The organism is Bacteroides sp. AR29, assembly GCF_900217715.1.
In the GTDB taxonomy this organism is placed as follows: domain Bacteria; phylum Bacteroidota; class Bacteroidia; order Bacteroidales; family Bacteroidaceae; genus Bacteroides; species Bacteroides uniformis.
On sequence record NZ_OBMS01000016.1, the window covers coordinates 80,472 to 97,793 of the forward strand.

General features: G+C 39.6%; 13 protein-coding genes. 11 read left to right on the forward strand and 2 right to left on the reverse strand.

Translation table 11 applies throughout. The annotated features are described in order from the left end of the window. Positions 1-118: 118 nt before the first annotated feature. Both CSD97_RS11630 and CSD97_RS11635 read right to left on the reverse strand, forming a co-directional pair. A complete protein-coding gene (locus CSD97_RS11630) occupies positions 119-2,248 on the reverse strand; it encodes a VapE domain-containing protein (RefSeq protein WP_098032433.1) in 2,130 nt (709 codons plus the stop codon). Positions 2,249-2,370: 122 nt separating this feature from the next. Further along, entirely contained in the window at positions 2,371-2,694 is a 324-nt protein-coding gene (locus CSD97_RS11635; protein WP_005829213.1) for a hypothetical protein, read from the reverse strand. A 743-nt stretch (positions 2,695-3,437) separates the two neighbouring features. Between CSD97_RS11635 and CSD97_RS11645 the strand changes: the two genes are divergently transcribed. The 11 genes from CSD97_RS11645 to CSD97_RS11700 all read left to right on the forward strand — a co-directional run. Continuing rightward, a complete protein-coding gene (locus tag CSD97_RS11645; RefSeq protein WP_009038514.1) occupies positions 3,438-3,980 on the forward strand; it encodes a UpxY family transcription antiterminator in 543 nt (180 codons plus the stop codon). Between the two features lie 430 nt (positions 3,981-4,410). Then, complete coding sequence (locus tag CSD97_RS11650; protein WP_055288421.1) at positions 4,411-5,862, forward strand: flippase; 1,452 nt, start codon at positions 4,411-4,413, stop codon at positions 5,860-5,862. Beyond that, positions 5,859-7,013, forward strand: a complete 1,155-nt coding sequence (gene glf, locus CSD97_RS11655) for a UDP-galactopyranose mutase (protein ID WP_098032434.1) — start codon at positions 5,859-5,861, stop codon at positions 7,011-7,013. Before CSD97_RS11650 ends, glf begins: the two co-directional genes overlap by 4 nt. Next, the gene (locus CSD97_RS11660) at positions 7,013-7,855 is read left to right on the forward strand and encodes a glycosyltransferase family 2 protein (RefSeq protein ID WP_055288423.1); all 843 of its coding nucleotides are present in this window, start codon (positions 7,013-7,015) and stop codon (positions 7,853-7,855) included. Before glf ends, CSD97_RS11660 begins: the two co-directional genes overlap by 1 nt. A 146-nt stretch (positions 7,856-8,001) precedes the next feature. Continuing rightward, entirely contained in the window at positions 8,002-9,267 is a 1,266-nt protein-coding gene (locus CSD97_RS11665; RefSeq protein ID WP_143272420.1) for an oligosaccharide repeat unit polymerase, read from the forward strand. Beyond that, a complete protein-coding gene (locus CSD97_RS11670; protein WP_098032435.1) occupies positions 9,258-10,262 on the forward strand; it encodes a glycosyltransferase family 1 protein in 1,005 nt (334 codons plus the stop codon). Before CSD97_RS11665 ends, CSD97_RS11670 begins: the two co-directional genes overlap by 10 nt. 55 nt (positions 10,263-10,317) lie before the next feature. After that, complete coding sequence (locus tag CSD97_RS11675) at positions 10,318-12,123, forward strand: sulfatase-like hydrolase/transferase (protein WP_098032436.1); 1,806 nt, start codon at positions 10,318-10,320, stop codon at positions 12,121-12,123. 590 nt (positions 12,124-12,713) lie between these two features. After that, on the forward strand, positions 12,714-13,772 hold the full coding sequence (locus CSD97_RS11685) for a histidinol-phosphate transaminase (RefSeq protein ID WP_055288427.1): 1,059 nt from the start codon (positions 12,714-12,716) through the stop codon (positions 13,770-13,772). A gap of 72 nt (positions 13,773-13,844) precedes the next feature. Further along, positions 13,845-15,188, forward strand: a complete 1,344-nt coding sequence (locus CSD97_RS11690; RefSeq protein WP_098032438.1) for a Gfo/Idh/MocA family oxidoreductase — start codon at positions 13,845-13,847, stop codon at positions 15,186-15,188. 1 nt (position 15,189) lies between these two features. Next, entirely contained in the window at positions 15,190-16,371 is a 1,182-nt protein-coding gene (locus CSD97_RS11695; RefSeq protein ID WP_055288446.1) for a glycosyltransferase, read from the forward strand. An 82-nt stretch (positions 16,372-16,453) separates the two neighbouring features. Continuing rightward, on the forward strand, positions 16,454-17,322 hold an 869-nt coding region (locus tag CSD97_RS11700; RefSeq protein ID WP_098032439.1), incomplete at its 3' end, for a UDP-N-acetylglucosamine 4,6-dehydratase family protein.

Below are 17,322 nucleotides of genomic sequence, written 5' to 3' on the forward strand. Positions count from 1 at the left end.
CCGGAAATAGGGAAGCCTTGTAAGGAAAACGCCAATATATGTAAAGCCCCGTAACAATATATGTTGTCATGCACAACAATATATGTTACGGGGCTTCTCTCTTCTCCTCGAATACCGGTTACTGATATAGCTGGATGTCCACTACCTCATATTCGGTCGTCTCCTGCTCGTTGGTCCGTGTGCCGAATCCGTACTTTTCCAGTGCCTGCACCAGTACCAGCTGGGTGTGCGGGTTCACCTGCACCTTTCCGAATATGCTGAGCTTGGTCAGTATGACGCTGGCAGGGAGCCACTTTACCTGCAGGTCCTCGGGCAGCGGTTTGCGGAAGAAGACGAAGAGGTTCTCCTCCACGGGGTCTTTCATGCGGTGCCGTTCGTTGTGCTTGTTCAGCTGTTCTATCTCCTCGCCCTCGTACCAGTATCTGAAACCGCCTTTCAGCAAGGCGAGCGCCTGGGCGTAGATGCCGGGATGGTTCACCGGGGTGTGGTAGTCTATACCGGTGATGGTGATGGGGAGGAAACGCCGGTTTCCGCCGATGTCCTGCAGGCACTGCCGGTTGTTGGTGCTCGCGATGAAGGAGCAGTGGCGGGGCAGGGTGAAGGCTTCGATGTCGTAGGCCTTGCGCTGCGTCACGTTGTCCTGCGCGATGATTCGCTTCAATGCTGCCAGCTCGCCGGGCTTCACGCCTTCGAACTCCTCCATGTTGATGATGATTCGCGTGGCGAGCAGGCGGGCATCGTCCTTGTTGCTCGGGTCTATTATGCCGTTGTAGAAGTACTCTTTCCACTCGGGCGGCAGCAGGCGCCGAATCCAGCTGCTCTTTCCCTTTCCCTGCTCGCTGTAGAGGATGATGACGAGCTGGTTCATGTCCTCGTCGCTCAGTGCGCAGGCCACCAGGCCCACTATCCACCGTTTGAAGCCCTTCTGCCATAGCTCCCGGTTCTCGGTCGTCAGGGTGTCGGCAAGTTGGGCGATGTAGTCCGTCCCGTCCCAGGGGGGAAGCGCGTACAGATAGTCGGTGTAGGGGTTGAACTCCTTGGCGTAGTTGGAGTCTATCACGGCTCTGAGGAAATTCTGGTAGCAGGAGATGCCGGCCATCTGCAGGTCTACGAACATGGTGTTGTAGTCCTTTCCGCGCATGGGGCGGTAACCTTTTCCGGCATCTGCCGACAGGGCATAGGGCATAAATTCGAGGCGGTCCAGGATGAGGTTCCTGCGGATGCCGTAGTGCTCTTCCAGAAAGCTCATCACTTGGTTGATGACGGGCTTTTTCTCTTCCTTCTTTGTGGCGGCTTCGCTGGTCTTGTCGGTATAGATGTAGGCATTGTGCAGGGGAGATTCCACGTCGGGATACTCTTGTCCGAACTCGTTTTTCGCCAGTCTGATGGCTGTCTGCTCGTCCAGGCCCTTGCTGTAGCATTTGTTGCCCAGGGCGAAGAGGAAGTTGTCGCGGTTGCCTGCCCGGAACCTGGTGGTGCGCTTCACGGCGGTCACGGCTTGGGAGAATATCAGCTTCTCCCAAGGCTTTGCGTCCTGCGGTGTGGCGGCAGAGGAGGCGGGGAGGGGGTGTACCGTTTCGACGGGCGTCTTCTTTGGGCTGTTCTCCTTCTTCGCAGGCGGGATGATGCGTGCCGGCAACGGGGAAATCTGTTCCAGCAGTGCGGCATTGATATAGGCATGCGGGTCGAAGGACATGAAGTATCCTCGCGAGATGTCCTTTCCGCTTCCGTCCACCTCTACTCCGAGAAGGGCCTCGTAGTGCTCTTTGGCGGCGCTGTACAGCTTCAGGTGTATCTCCTCGAGCGTGGCGTAGGTCACCTCGCCCTGCCGGAGACGGTCATACAGACGCCGGGTGTATTCCGTCTGCATGAAGACGAACAGCTTGTAGCCGTGCCTTTTGGGGGAGAGGAAACTGCCCAGGGTGTGCGGGTCTTCGTTGATGAGGGTCCGGGTTTGCTCCAACTGTCCTTCTTCCAGGTCGTCGATGTCGAGCGTGATGACGGGGTTGTAGCGGGTGATGCTCGGTGCGAGCCTTCTTTCCCGGTAGTTGGCCGTGAGGGTCCTGAAGGGAAGCTGCTTCTTGACGTGGTTGGCTTCCTCCACCTTTCCCTGTGCCACGAGGCTGGCGATTTTGATGATTAACTTGGCATGCTTGCCGTTTCTTATGTCAGCCATGTCCTGCGTGAAGGTTGTCTCCCCGCTGACGGCGCTGAAACCACGGTAGGTGGTAACTGGAATGTTTTCCATTCTACTTGTATTAAGTTTGCCTTATTGGCGGCGCAAAGATGCCGCTTATTTCCTTAGGAAGCAAAAACGGCCATCCGCAGTGGGACAGCCGTTTTTTTACAATTTGAATTCCTTGGTCCGTTTTACTCCTTGGGATATAGCTCATTGAAGAGCTTATATATCTCATCCTCAATGCAATCGGGGTTCAGCGTATTGCCGCTTCCGTCCGCGTCCATAAAGTTTACAAGTAGATGCAGCAGCTTGGCGAAGGGGCTTACGCCCTTCAGTCCGTGTTCCTTTTGGGGATTTATCAGCAGTGGTATGAAGGGTGTCAGGAAAGCCTTCCGCTCCTTGTATTCCACGGTTAACGACTTGTGTTCTACCATAGAAAGCAGGTCGATGGCCACTTGCACCTCTTTGCTCTCTTTGGTGTACAGCACTTGGTAATCTCTCCCTTTGATTTGCATCACGCTAATTGGCGTTTTTTTGTTCTCATAACTACAATTTGAAAATACAATTTTATATTAAGTTAACGAATCGGGTGCAAAATTAATAAAAAAGAGAAGTCTGTGCACTATGTATTACACGGATTGGCACGGATTTTTGTAGTTTCTGTGCGTATCACTTTTGTGTATGTCCGTGCGTATCATCCTTTTGTTTCCGTGAGTATCCGTCACTCAGAACGTAGCGAAGAATTCTTCTCTGTGCTCCTCTGTGCCAATCTGTGTAATCTGTGGTGCCCCTCTCCGTGAACAAGTGAAGCGTGTGTGTAGTCTGTATGTATAGGGTGAGGTACCGGAACCTATGGTTATATATGTAACACACTCTTTCTTTAAAAAAATAAGAAATGACGCGCGTGCGCGTGTATCTTACCTAATAGGCGTAATTCTTTGATATATAGTGTGATGATGTCTGCATTAAAAAAGATTATCATTTTATCAATCAGAATATTTTGTACTTTCATTTCTTGACGTTACCTTTGCGTTCATTAAACGGAACGTGTTATAAAACATTTCTTTCATCATAAACGTTTCGTTGATAACGGCTTATCGCAAGATAGCTTGAATATAACTATTTCGTCGCCTTCCTTCCGAGATGGTGGAGGGTTTTGAAATAAAATGAATGCATATAGCCTATTTAAAGTAACCGCATTACATTACTTGACCGGGAGGTACTTCGCTACTCCGGTGTCCCCCAATCATATTTTTTCGTGAACGAGAATGCAGAAATGCACTGGTATGCAGTGCGTGTCACCTATAGCCGAGAGCTTTTTTTCAAGGAATACCTGGATGCAGCGGGCATTGAAAACTATATACCCATGCGCTATGAGTATGTCGTGAGGAAAGAGCGCCGCCTGCGCAAGCTTGTTCCTGCGGTCCATAACCTGGTCTTCGTCCGCTCCACCCGCGAGCGTATGGACGAAATAAAGAACGAACCGGGCATGAACATCCCCATCCGCTATATCATGGACCGCGAAACCCGCCAGCCCATCGTCATCCCGGACTCACAGATGCGCAGCTTCATCGCCGTGTCTGGCACCTACGACCAGGCTGTGCTCTATCTTGAACCCACCGAACTGAACCTCTCCCAAGGAACCCGGGTACGCATCACCGGCGGCATCTTCGAAGGAGTGGAAGGGGTGTTTGTGCGTGTGCGCCATGACAGGAGGGTGGTGGTGAACATCGAGGGGGTGATGGCGGTGGCGACGACGTTTGTGCATGCGTCGCTGGTGGAGGAGATAGGAGAAGGGTAGAAGGGAAAACATATTGTGTTTTTGAGTTTTTTTTTGTTGAATAAAGTAACTATTTAGAAGAAAAGAATATGTTGGTGTGTTATCTCTAAAAAAAATAAACTTGAATATGGAACAGATGTGCAGTAGCTATGTACCGGTATTTGGGTGGGCTTATACAGAAGCTTGCAGGAAAGCTGGTGGATACGCTTATTTCCTTTTTTATCAATAAATAAAAGTTAAATCCAATCATTTGTTATTTTTTGCATTCTTGTAATGTCTCAAAATGAGGTGCTTATAGCGCTTGAGGAAAAATAGATGGTTATAAATATTATAAATCGTTAATTTTTAAAATTCTCAAAAGATCATTCTCTAGGTTTTTAAGAGGATGGATACTATCGAATGTTTACTGCGAATGGCATTTTAAATCTAAAAAATCACAATTAATTGTGCAATGAACTCACACCCCAGGTCTTTAACAAAGAATTTTATATATAGCATAATCAATACGGTTTCAGGATTACTGTTTCCATTGTTTACGTTTCCGTATGCCACGAGAGTATTGATGCCTGAGGGAATTGGACAAGTAAATTTTTATAATTCAATTATTGCCTATGTAACTCTACTAGTTGGTATGGGTATTCCTACATATGGGATTAGAGAAATTGCACGTGTGAGAGATAATAAAGAAGAACTAACACGAGTTACAATAGAGCTGCTATCCCTCAGTGTTTTCCTATGCATTGGGGGATATCTAATCATTGGAGGAGTATGCTTATGGATTGATCCAATAAAAGAGAATTTTCCCTTATTTTTGATACTTAGCTCTATTTTATTTTTTAATGCAATAGGATGTAATTGGTTTTATAGTGGTGTAGAGGACTTTAAATATATTACTTTTAGAGGATTAATTGTGCGTGTAATTGCAACAATTTTTTTGTTTGTTTGCGTCAAGACTAAGGATGATTTATTCCTTTATGGAATATACTATGTTGTATCTTATGGGGGAAGTTATTTGGTTAATTTTCTCTGTTTAGGGCGTTATTTGGATATTAGTTCTGTAAAATTTCGGCATATAAATCTTAGCAGACATATAAAACCTGCTCTTGCTGTATTTATTTTTAGTTTAGCAACTAGTATATATTTACAATTGGATAAAGCTATGCTGGGATTTCTCGCAGATAATGAATCAGTTGGATATTATTCTGCTGCATCGCAAATCTCTCATCTTCTTTTGTTACTAGCAACTGCAATAGGAACGGTCATGCTACCCAGAGCTTCTAACTTAGTAAAGAACAAAAAATATGATGAGTTCAGAGTTTTGACACAAAAGTCATATCAATTCGTATTATTAATCGCATTTCCTTTGAGCCTAGGATGTATAGCTCTATCTCCGGCACTTATTCAATTGTTGTGTGGAGAAATGTTTGCAAATGCTACGTCATCGTTACAAATTTTGTCTCCAATTGTGTTAATTATAGGCATATCAAATCTTATAGGAATGCAAATATTGTATCCTATTGGAAAGATAAATCTTGTAACAATAAGTACCAGTATAGGAGCAATAGTCAATTTATTATTAAATGTGATTTTTATTCCTATGTTTAGGGAGGATGGCGCTGCATTTTCTACACTTATAGCAGAATTGAGTGTTACGCTAATTCTAATACTATTGGGACGTAAATATATACCATTTAGTTTAATAACAAAGGAATGCTTCTATTACTTTATTGCTTCCATAGTTATGTTTGTTATATGTGTCTCAATAGCACAATTTACAGTATATCCCTATAATATATTTGTTGTGATTGGCGTCGGTTTATTCGTTTACATTACTATTTTAATTATCGCGAAGGATAGTATGATTATGGATCTCATTAATAGAAAAATATGCAATCAGCTATGAAATACGACTATCTCATAGTTGGTTCTGGCCTCTACGGAGCCACATTCGCACACAAAGCAAGACAAGCAGATAAAAAGGTGCTTGTAATTGATAAACGTTCTCACCTTGGCGGTAACATTTACTGCGAAGAGATAGAGGGTATCAACGTGCACAAGTATGGTGCGCACATCTTTCACACCAACAATAAGGAGGTGTGGAATTTTGTGAATTCTATCGTAGAGTTCAACCGCTACACCAACTGCCCTGTGGCCAACTACAAGGGTGAATTGTACAATTTACCTTTCAATATGAATACTTTCAACCGTATGTGGCCAGAGGTTCATACACCAGCCCAGGCTCAAGCAAAGATTAATGAGCAGAAGGCCGAGGCAGTTGCTGCTCTTGGTGGGCGTGAACCTCATAATCTAGAGGAGCAAGCACTTTGTCTTGTCGGCAAGGATATCTTTTACAAGCTCATTAAGGAATACACTGAGAAGCAGTGGGGACGTGATTGCAAGAATCTTCCTACATTCATCATTAAGCGTCTTCCTGTACGCATGATATTCGACAATAACTACTTCAATGATCGATACCAAGGTATTCCTGTTGGTGGCTACAACAAACTCATCGAAGGTCTGCTTGAAGGCGTAGAGTGCAAAACTAACTTTGACTTCTTTAAAGATTCGTTAGATTTTAGTGATTTGTGTCCCTTGAAAGATAATTGGCGGAATTATGCCAATAAACTCGTTTACACAGGTGCAGTCGATGAGTATTTCTATTATAAATTGGGTAAGCTTGATTGGCGTACCGTTAGCTTCAAGACACGTGTAGAGAACACACCTAACTATCAAGGTAATGCTGTTGTAAACTACACCAGCCACAACGAACCTTATACTCGTGTGATTGAGCACAAGCATTTCGAACTCTTCGGTCAAGAGGTTTACGATTGTCCCAAGACCGTGGTTTCAGAAGAGTATTCAACAGAGTACAAAGAGGGTATGGACCCATACTATCCTGTGAATGATGACCGCAACAATGCTCTTGCAGAGGAGTATCGCAAGTTGGCTGAGAAGGAGCAAGGTGTTGTCTTTGGAGGTCGCCTTGGGCAGTACAAGTACTTTGATATGGCTCCTGTAATTGAACAAGTTTTAAATTTAGATATTTGTATATAATGAATAATATTGCCTGTATTGTTGTAACTTATAATAGACTTGAGTTATTGAAACAGTGTATCAATGCATTATTGCATCAATCATTTAATAATTTTGATATTATTGTTGTAAATAATGGGTCAACAGATGGTACAGAAAAATGGCTTAAAGAAAATCCACAAATCAAATTCTTTACGCAAGAGAATTTAGGGGGAGCTGGAGGCTTTCATAATGGCATTAAATATGCTTATCAAAGCGGATATGACTATTTTTGGATTATGGATGATGATGGCATTTCGGATCGTTTCTGTTTGGAAAAACTCATTTCAGTAGCAAAACAAGGGTCGCAATATGTTGCTCCTTTATTGTATACGGAGACAGGAACATGTCATTGGCCGTATCTCTTAAATACAAAATTTAATGAATTGTCTCATAGCGGTGGACCTTTCAATGCTATTCTTTTGTCTAGAAAACTAATTGAATGTGTTGGACTACCTAATAAATATTACTTTATTTGGGGAGATGAGTTTGAGTTTCTGAATAGGGTGAAGGAAGCATTTTTTCATACAACATTAGTAAAAGACGCTATTCATTATCACAAAATACCAGAAAACAAGAATACTATTGATAAAAGAATTTACTATAAAGTAAGAAATCTTATTTGGTCGACAAGATTGTCAAATGGTATTTTGAGAAGTAAACTTAGTTACAGAAGTTCTACAATTTTTCAAATCGTAAAATATTGTTTTCATTACTTGCTTCATTTTAAATATACTTCTTTATTTTATGTTTTAAGAGGAATAAAAGATGGTATATCAATGGATTTAGATATTCTAAGACATGGATCTAATTTGCAGGATTAATGGTAGTTATATATTTACTTTTAATTTCTTTTTTTTTATTTGCGTATTACGGGGGATATATCAATAGTGAGCAGCTCTTTATCGGACTAAATATTATTTTCTCGTTGTATATTGGATTACTAATTTGTAAACAATTAAAGAAGGGAATGTCAATTATTAATCCGATTATTGTGACATCAATATTTATGTTTCTGTTGCCTTATGGATTTCCTGTTTTATTTCAATATTCAAATGGTGAAATACGTTATTATCCTACTTATATATCCCTTGCTAAAAGTATGCTTTATGTGAATGCTGGATTTATAACTCTTTGGTATTCTTATAAATCGTTATTATTTAATCCTATATTATACTCCTTGAAGAAGTATTCCAAGTTGTTTGTACATAAACTTGTTGTAAAAAAAACTTATACGTACTTTTTTTTATTATCATCAATAATATTAAATTTTAGATCCATATATAGTGGCAGTTATGGCGTTCTTGCCACGATTTATGCGGATAATAAGGAAATTGGAGCATTTGATCAAATAGAATACCTTGTTGCCACAGCACTTAAAGGTGTCGTATTTTTGTTAGCATGGCAATATTTTAAATACAAAAGGTCAAAAAAACTTTTTATTTTCGCCTTTTCCTTATTATTGTTTTTTCAGATACTTGCAGGTTATAAAGGTGCAATAGTTATGACTTTTATAATTATCTTCATTGCAAATTATTTGGCTCTAAAAAAGATCAATTTCAAGTTGGGGATAATTTGTTTTATTTCTCTTATTATAGCATATGGTTTAGTAAATCCTTATAGGGAGTATTTGGTATATTCCAAGGAAATTCCCAATTCTATTTCTAGCATATTCGATTGTATTTATAATGGAGTATTAATCCAAAATCAGATCATTACAAGTGAAGAAGTATCTATCATCGATGAAGTTATGTCTAGATTTACAACCTTACCTGAGTTAGCTACATTTATTGAATATAAAGAAAAATTTGGATTACATATACCTCGTGATCCCGATTTTCTGTATTATTTTTATACTATTCCTGCGCAATTGTTTGTGCCGAGATTTTTGTGGCCAGATAAACCTGTTAATGATTTGGGAGTATGGTGGGTTTCGAATACGGTTACAGGCAATATGTCAAATAGTTCAACAGCATTTGGTCCTGTTGGTTTCTTATATCTTACATTTGATATCTTAGCTGTTATAATTGGATTTTTGATTATTTCATTTTTATTGAAACTCTGTGAGCAATTACTTAATAGTGGAAAAGATGGTGCTGTTTTAACTGGTGTTATTTTCTTATCTTCTTTGTATACTAATGAAGCTGGATTCAATACATACGTTGTAGAAGGAATAAGGTTTTTGATAATTGGTATTATTTTTCAAGCCATTATATTAAGACGAATATGGAAATAGTTTTCTTTTTCAAATCAAAATATGATCCAGGGATAAGTATTAATCATGTGATGAAGCCTATAGTTGAAACCATAGGAAAAAGTGAGAATATTTATATCAAACAATATTATCTACCAGCTATTGGCTTAAATATCAAATCAATTATTTCCAATTTATTATTTGTACATAAAAATCGTTCAAAAAAAGGAATTAATCATATTGTGGGTGAAGTACACTATGCTGTATATGCGTTATTAGGCTGTAAATCTGTACTTACGGTTCATGATATAGGATTTTGGACAAGTGATAAATTTAAAACAATTAAACGTTTTGGGCTGTATTTTACTCATCTATATCCTATAAAATTAGCAAAAAGAGTTGTTGCCATCTCTAACTTTACCAAAACAGAGTTGTGCAAAGAGCTACCCTCTATTAGAGATAAGATATCTGTTATTCCAAGTGGAAGTATAGATGGGTTCGAATATTATCATAAAACATTTGATAAATCCAACTTTATTGTTTTACAGAATGGGGTTAGACCTCATAAAAATCTAGAAACAACTATTCAGGCTTTACAAGGTATTTCATGTAAACTTCTTGTTGTACGCAAAATGGATGAAAGCCAAATTCAACTTGCGAATCGTTTGAATATCAAATTTGAAAATGTTTACGATTTATCTCCTGAAGAGGTGAAAGAAACTTACCGAAGATCAGATATCGTTTGTTTCCCATCTTCCTATGAGGGCTTTGGTGTAATCACTATTGAAGCACAAGCTATAGGACGTCCAGTAATCACAACAAATAAAGAACCCATGAAGAGTGTTGCTGGCGATGCTGCTTTATATATAAACAATCCCAAAGATCCAGCCCAGTTACACGATGCTATTATAAAACTAATAAATGATGATAAACTAAGAGAAAACTTGATAAAAAAGGGGTTAGAGAATAGTAGGCAATATAGACTTGGGAGTATTGCTAGCAAATATATAGATATTTTCTCTTCTATTGAAAAATAAACGGAACATCTTTGATAATTTGCTTATTTAAATTCTTTAATATGAATAAATATAGATGAAGAATAATGTCATATTCTTTTTTGTAGATTCTGTTACATGGAACTATGTCGGAAAAAATAGAGCTTATGTGAGTCCAACGCCGTTCTTGGATTCTTTGAGGTCGGAGAGTTTGGTTACCACCAAATTATATTCTTATGCACCTTATACCGATGCTGCTACTCGTAGTTTGTTTACAGGTAGAAATTGTCTTGATGATTATGGCTATTTCTTCAGAACAAATACATCTCCTATTAATCATTATAAAGCCTTCCACGATTTAGGATATGAAACATACGATTTCAATTATCCTTTCTACATTATTGGTGACAAGCAAAACGAGAACATTGATCATCGTTGCTATAATAGTAGTTTCTATTTTCCAAGTGAATGGGGAGGAGTATATAAGTACTATTCTGAAATATCTAGGGAGAGGCAACTGTCCGATATTGAGTATAGCTTGTTGGAAAAACGTCTGTGCCTTATGTTTGAGTCATGGATTCGTTATATGAGAGATATGCTCTCTGAGCCAGAGGCATCTTTAATGCATAAAAAGGTATGTGAATGTTATGATGCAGAAAAGTCTCTTGATACATTAGAAAAAGAATGTGAGTCTTGCAAAATGAATCCTCGTAGTTATATTGATAAACTACTTTCAGAAGCAGAATCACATGTATTGTTTACAATAGACCCATCTACTGTGTCTGTTTATATTGATGCTGAATTCTTGAATGGCTATGTAGTAAAGAAATATTCCTCTCTGTTCAAGAAGATTAAAAAGAATAATTTCGAGGCAAACGCTTTCAGAAACATTCCGGGAATAAAGCGAACATATAGGGGGATCAAACGATACTTGAAAACGAAGGATTCCTCCAATCTTATGTTTTGGCAGAATTATGTTGGAAGTCTATTCCCTTGTGAATTGATGCAGAAGCGTTGGGGCGAGAAAACCTGGCAGAACAATCACCCTGCGAGAACTGTCTATGATACAGCATTAGGATTCTTGAAAAGTAGAAAATCCGACACCCCGTTCTACTTTTATCTTAATGCAGAGGAACCTCACAACAATATCGCTTTCTTTTCATATGATACTCAGGATAAAGAAGTTATTGACGAAGAAATGAGAATGCTTGAGGATTATGTTGACCAACTTGGAACAAACTTTAGAGGTAATCTCATTTATCTTCTATCTATTCGATATACAGACTATTGCATAGAGCGTTTCTGCAAATCATTAAAAGAACTTGGCCTATGGAACGCTACTACAATTCTTTTTGTCGCTGATCATGGCTCATCTTACACCTATTGGCCATTACATAATAACCGAGTCAATTGCTTTGATGATGAATGTTACCACATTCCGATGTTGATCCGACATCCGGGACTGAAAGGTTCTGTCATTAAGACATATCAGCAGTCGAAAGATGTACTTCCAACTTTGATGGATATAATGGGATTACCAATCCCATCGGACTTCAAAGGACAATCAATGCTTCGCGAGACTAAACCTCGTGAATATGTTGTATCTGAGTATATGGGACCAGGATGTCCTGATATGATGAATAGACGGATTTGGTTTAGTGTACGTGATAAGAATTATATAGTTGCTTATAAAGTTTCCATTAAGGAGGATTTTGAAGATGGAGAACTTGCAGAGGTGTATGATTTGATTAATGATCCTAATGCATATTATAATATTTGCGATAGTATCAATATTTCAGAAATATCTTATCTGTTAAATTCAATAGAAGAAAGATGGAAGGAAATAAAGAAAGATGTGGATGAGTTCATTTCAAATTTTGAAAAAAAAATAAATGAATATTGAAATTTTCGAATTTCCGACAATAACAGAAGAACTTTACCCTATAGTTTCGTGTATATTTAAGGATGCTTGTCTTGAAAAGGAATGACAAGGAATTCATTTTTCTTTCGCCTCTTTTATAGCAGAAGATATTAAAAAATGTTATACGATGGTGGAAGGCGCAAAATGTATTTATTAGTTGCGATCAATAGGGGCCTTAATGTCTCAATCTCGACAGAAAGGGTTTTATTATTATGTATCCCATGACTATTTGGGAGTGATTGATAGCTACAAAGGAAAAGGAGTTGCTTCTCTGTTATTCCAAACATTTCTTGAGATTTGTAGAAAAGAGAAGTACGACTTCATTGTTAGTGACACAAATCCGAAATCTGTTTCATCGGTAACATATCATCTTAGAATGGGCTTCAAAAAGTTTGCTATGAATTATTGCAAACAATCTCGTTCTATCAGTTTTTATATTCCCTTAGAAAAATGAGGTTTCTTAATATAGAATTTTTTCGAATACCTTTTATATTTCGGTTTCAGTAGTATGGGCTGTATAAAAAACTTTGCAAGATATTTAATAGTAAATCATTAATATAGAATTATAAATTATGTATTACTTGGATCCAAGAATTGAGAACTTGTATCGTATTTTTGATCAGAATGCACGCAAAGATTATCTTCGTCTTGACCTGAATGAGAACCCCGGTGGTCTCCCTCAGGAATTCATAAACAAAGTCCTATCTCAGGTAGATGGCCGTTTCGTCGGTCAGTATCCAGAGACCTTTCAGTTCACAGAGAAGCTCGCTGCTTTTCTTGGTACTGATGTTCAGCACCTTAGCCTTATGAATGGTTCGGCTGAAGGCATTCGTTACATCATTCAGGCGTTTACTTCTCCAGGAGGTCGCATTGTGGGTGTCGTACCTTCATACTTCATGTTCCAGATATATTCAGAGATGTATGGTCGTGACTTTGTCAAAGTCCCATACAACGAAGATCTTACAATGGACATCAATAATATCATCAATATCCTTACTGATGACACTCAAATGCTTATTCTCCTGAACCCTAATAACCCAATGGGTAATGTTTATTCAGATGAGGAGTTTGAAGCTATTCTTGCTGCTGCTCGTAAACATGAGATTACTGTTCTTGTGGATGAAGCTTACCATTATTTCTATCCAAAGACCTTTATCAAATACGCTTTTGAACAGGAGCATGTTTTCGTAACTCGTACTTTCTCTAAACTCTTCTCAATGGCAGGTTGCCGCCTTGGTTATGTTGCTGGTTGGCCAGAAGGTGTGAAGATGGTGCAGAAGTTCTGTACTCCTCACAATACTAATGCATTTGCAATGGCATTTGCAGAGGCTATTATTGATAATCCAGAGGTGTTGAACATGCTTATCAACAATTTCAAGGAGGGCCGTCAGTATCTTATTGATCAGATGGATGTAAATGGATATGAGCATAAGGGTGAAGCAGGAAACTTTATCTTCATTAAGACTAAGACAGATGCAGAAAAGATTGTTGAACGCATGAAGGAAGAGAAGAAGATTCTCATCAAGTCATATTCTGGTGTTGGTAATTTTGGAACATGTCTTCGCGTGTCTATTGGTGAGAAGAAATATATGGAACAGTTCTGGAATGCTCTCATTGAGTTAGATAAATAAAAGCCAATTTCTCACCTTGCAGTCAGGCCTGCGCAGAGCGAAACTGCGGCGAAGAACAAACAAAATTCCTATATGAAAACGGTTATTACATACGGCACTTATGATTTACTTCATCAAGGTCATATCAATCTCTTGCGTAGAGCAAAAGAACTCGGTGATTTTCTGATTGTTGGTGTAACAAGCGATTCTTTTGACAAAGGCAGAGGTAAATTGAATGTCAGAAATAATGTTCTTGAACGCGTGGAAGCTGTAAAAGCAACTGGTTATGCAGATAAGATAATTATCGAAGACTATGTAGGTCAGAAAATTGATGATATTCAAAAATATAACGTAGATATTTTTGCAATTGGTTCTGATTGGGAAGGCCTATTTGATTATCTTAATGAATTTACGAAAGTTGTATATCTTCCTAGAACGGAAGGTATCTCTTCAACTATGCTTCGTGCAGAATCTACTGTTGATGTTAAGGTTGGCATCATAGGATGTGGACGTGTAGCAAGCCGATTCCCTTATGAAGCTTCTGTCGTGAACGGAATTAAGGTAGTAGCTGCTTACGATATTGAACCAAATGCCTTAACAAAGATTTCTCAGGAGAATGAGAGCATAGTGGCATATAATAACCTGGATGTTTTTTTAGAATCTGTAGATGCAGTATATATTGCTACACCTCACAATTCTCATTACGATTATGCGAAAAAAGCAATAGTTACAGGTAAACACGTACTTGTTGAAACCCCTATGGTTCTTCTTGGTTTTCAAGCCAAAGAGTTATTTAAAATGGCAGAAGAAAGAGGGGTTATTCTTATGGAGGCAAATAAAACTGCACATTGTCCTGCTTTTAATCATCTTATTGTAATGATTAAGTCGGGTGTGATAGGTGAAGTCGTGGATATTGAGGCTTCTGTTTCTCAATTGCTTGATAAGAGCGGGCGAGAGTTTGATCCTAATCAGTCTGGTGGCGCTTTGTATGAGCAGGGTAGTAGTGTTTTGCTCCCAATGGTAAAGTTATTGGGTACAGAATGCAGAAATATCAATATATATAGCCGGATGGAAAATGGGGTTGATATTTACACAAAAGGAGTGTTACGTTATGATCATGCCATTTGTTCTTTCAAGGCAGGTTTGGGTGTTAAGACAGAAGGAAACTTGGTTATCTCTGGTACAAAGGGATATGCCTATGTTCCTGCTCCTTGGTGGAAAACAGACTATTTTGAACTTAGGTATGAAGATCAAAATAAAAATCGAAAATTTTTCTACAAATGGGATGGTGCGGGTTTGAGATATGAGATTCAAGAATTTATATCATGTATTGTAAACAAGCGTTTCTCTACTGCGCGATTAAGAAGACGGGAGTCTATATGGATTGCTGATGTAATGGAACAATTTCAAACAAGGAAAAATGTTATGGAAATCTAATATGCCTAAACTACTTCAAATAAATATTACTGCTAACTGGGGCTCGACGGGAAAGATTGCGGAACAGATAGGTTTGTGTGCAATGGCTCATGGATGGGAATCTTTTGTTGCATATGGAAGATGGAGCAATCCTTCTCTGTCGTATCTTATCAAGGTGGGCAACAAGTTGGATATGTACATGCACTATGGAGAGCAAAAAATTCGTGATAATGAGGGACTTTGCTCCCGTGGAGCTACCAAGAGGTTGATTCGCCAGATAGAGGAGATAAATCCTGACGTTGTGCAGTTGCATAACATACATGATCACTACTTGAATTATCGTTTGCTATTTGAATATCTTAACAAGACTGACATTAAGGTGGTGTGGACGTTCCACGATTGTTGGGCTTTTACAGGTCATTGTTTTCATTTTGTGACAAAGGATTGTATGAAGTGGAAGACAGGATGTTATGATTGTCCTTTGGTTCATGACTATCCTAATACTTTGATGGATAGGTCGCGTAAAAATTATGAACTGAAGAAATCTTTGTTTACAGCAAATAGAACATTGACAATAGTGACTTGTTCAGAATGGTTGAGCAGCTTTGTTCGAGAGTCTTTTCTAAAAGAAAAGCGACTTGAGGTTATTCATAATGGTATAGATATTCATACATTTTGTCCTCAGAAAAAAAGCAGAAATGCAAAGTTCGATATTCTTTCTGTATCGAGTGTTTGGGATGAGAAGAAGGGTCTATATGACATAATAAAACTTCGTGAAATGCTTTCTTATGACGAATTCTCCATCACAATGGTTGGCCTCTCAACCGAACAAATGAGAAAAATGCCAAAAGGAATTAGGTGTGTTGTGCGCACTCAGAACGTCCAAGAACTGGTGAACTTGTATTCTAATGCTTCTGTACTTATCAACCCTACATACGCAGATAATTTTCCGACAGTCAATATTGAGTCTCTAGCTTGTGGAACACCTGTGATTACTTACCGCACAGGCGGTTCCCCAGAAGCGATTAATAGTCAGACAGGTGTAGTCGTAGAGCAAGGTAATATAGAGGCTTTAGCAAAAGCTATTGTGAATTTGATGGAGCATCCTTTATCTTCTGCTGATTGTCGTATGCGATCTGAAGAATGCTTTGATAAAGACAAGTGTTTTGAAAAATACATTGAGTTATATGAAGAGATATTATAATTAATAAGATTTTGTTGGTAAGTACTCAAATTCGGGTTAAAAAATCATACATTATCTTTGTTTCTAATCATAATAAATAGTTATGTCCATCTTCAAAGACAAAGTTTTATTAATCACTGGCGGTACCGGTTCCTTCGGTAACGCTGTATTGCGTCGTTTCCTTGATAGCGACATCAAGGAGATCCGTATTTTTAGTCGTGACGAGAAAAAGCAGGATGACATGCGTCATCACCTGCAAAATCCCAAAGTAAAATTCTACATTGGTAATGTCCGTGACCGCCAGTCTGTGGACGGTGCCATGATGGGAGTGGATTATGTGTTTTCCGCCGCCGCCTTGAAACAGGTTCCCAGTTGCGAGTTCTTTCCGTTGCAGGCTGTGCAGACCAATGTGATCGGTACGGACAATGTACTGGAATCCGCCATAGCGCATGGTGTAAAGAATGTGGTGGTACTTTCTACCGACAAGGCCGCCTATCCCATCAATGCCATGGGTATCAGCAAAGCCATGATGGAGAAGGTTGCCATAGCCAAGGGCCGTGCGTTGGGTGAGGAAGCCGGTACAACCATCTGCTGTACCCGTTACGGCAATGTGATGGCAAGCCGCGGTTCTGTAATTCCCTTGTGGGTGGAGCAGATAAAGAACGGCAGGCCCATTACGGTAACGGACCCCAACATGACCCGCTTCATGATGACGCTGGACGATGCCGTAGATCTGGTAATCTATGCGTTTGAGCACGGGCACAACGGTGACTTGTTCGTGCAGAAAGCTCCTGCCGCCACCTTGGATGTACTGGCGCAGGCCTTGAAGGAAACATACGCGCAGGTTGATCCGAAATACGGTGAGACGGAGGTGAAGACCATCGGCACGCGCCACGGCGAGAAACTGTATGAGACACTGGTAACCCGCGAAGAGATGGCAAAGGCTGTCGACATGGGCGACTACTACCGCAT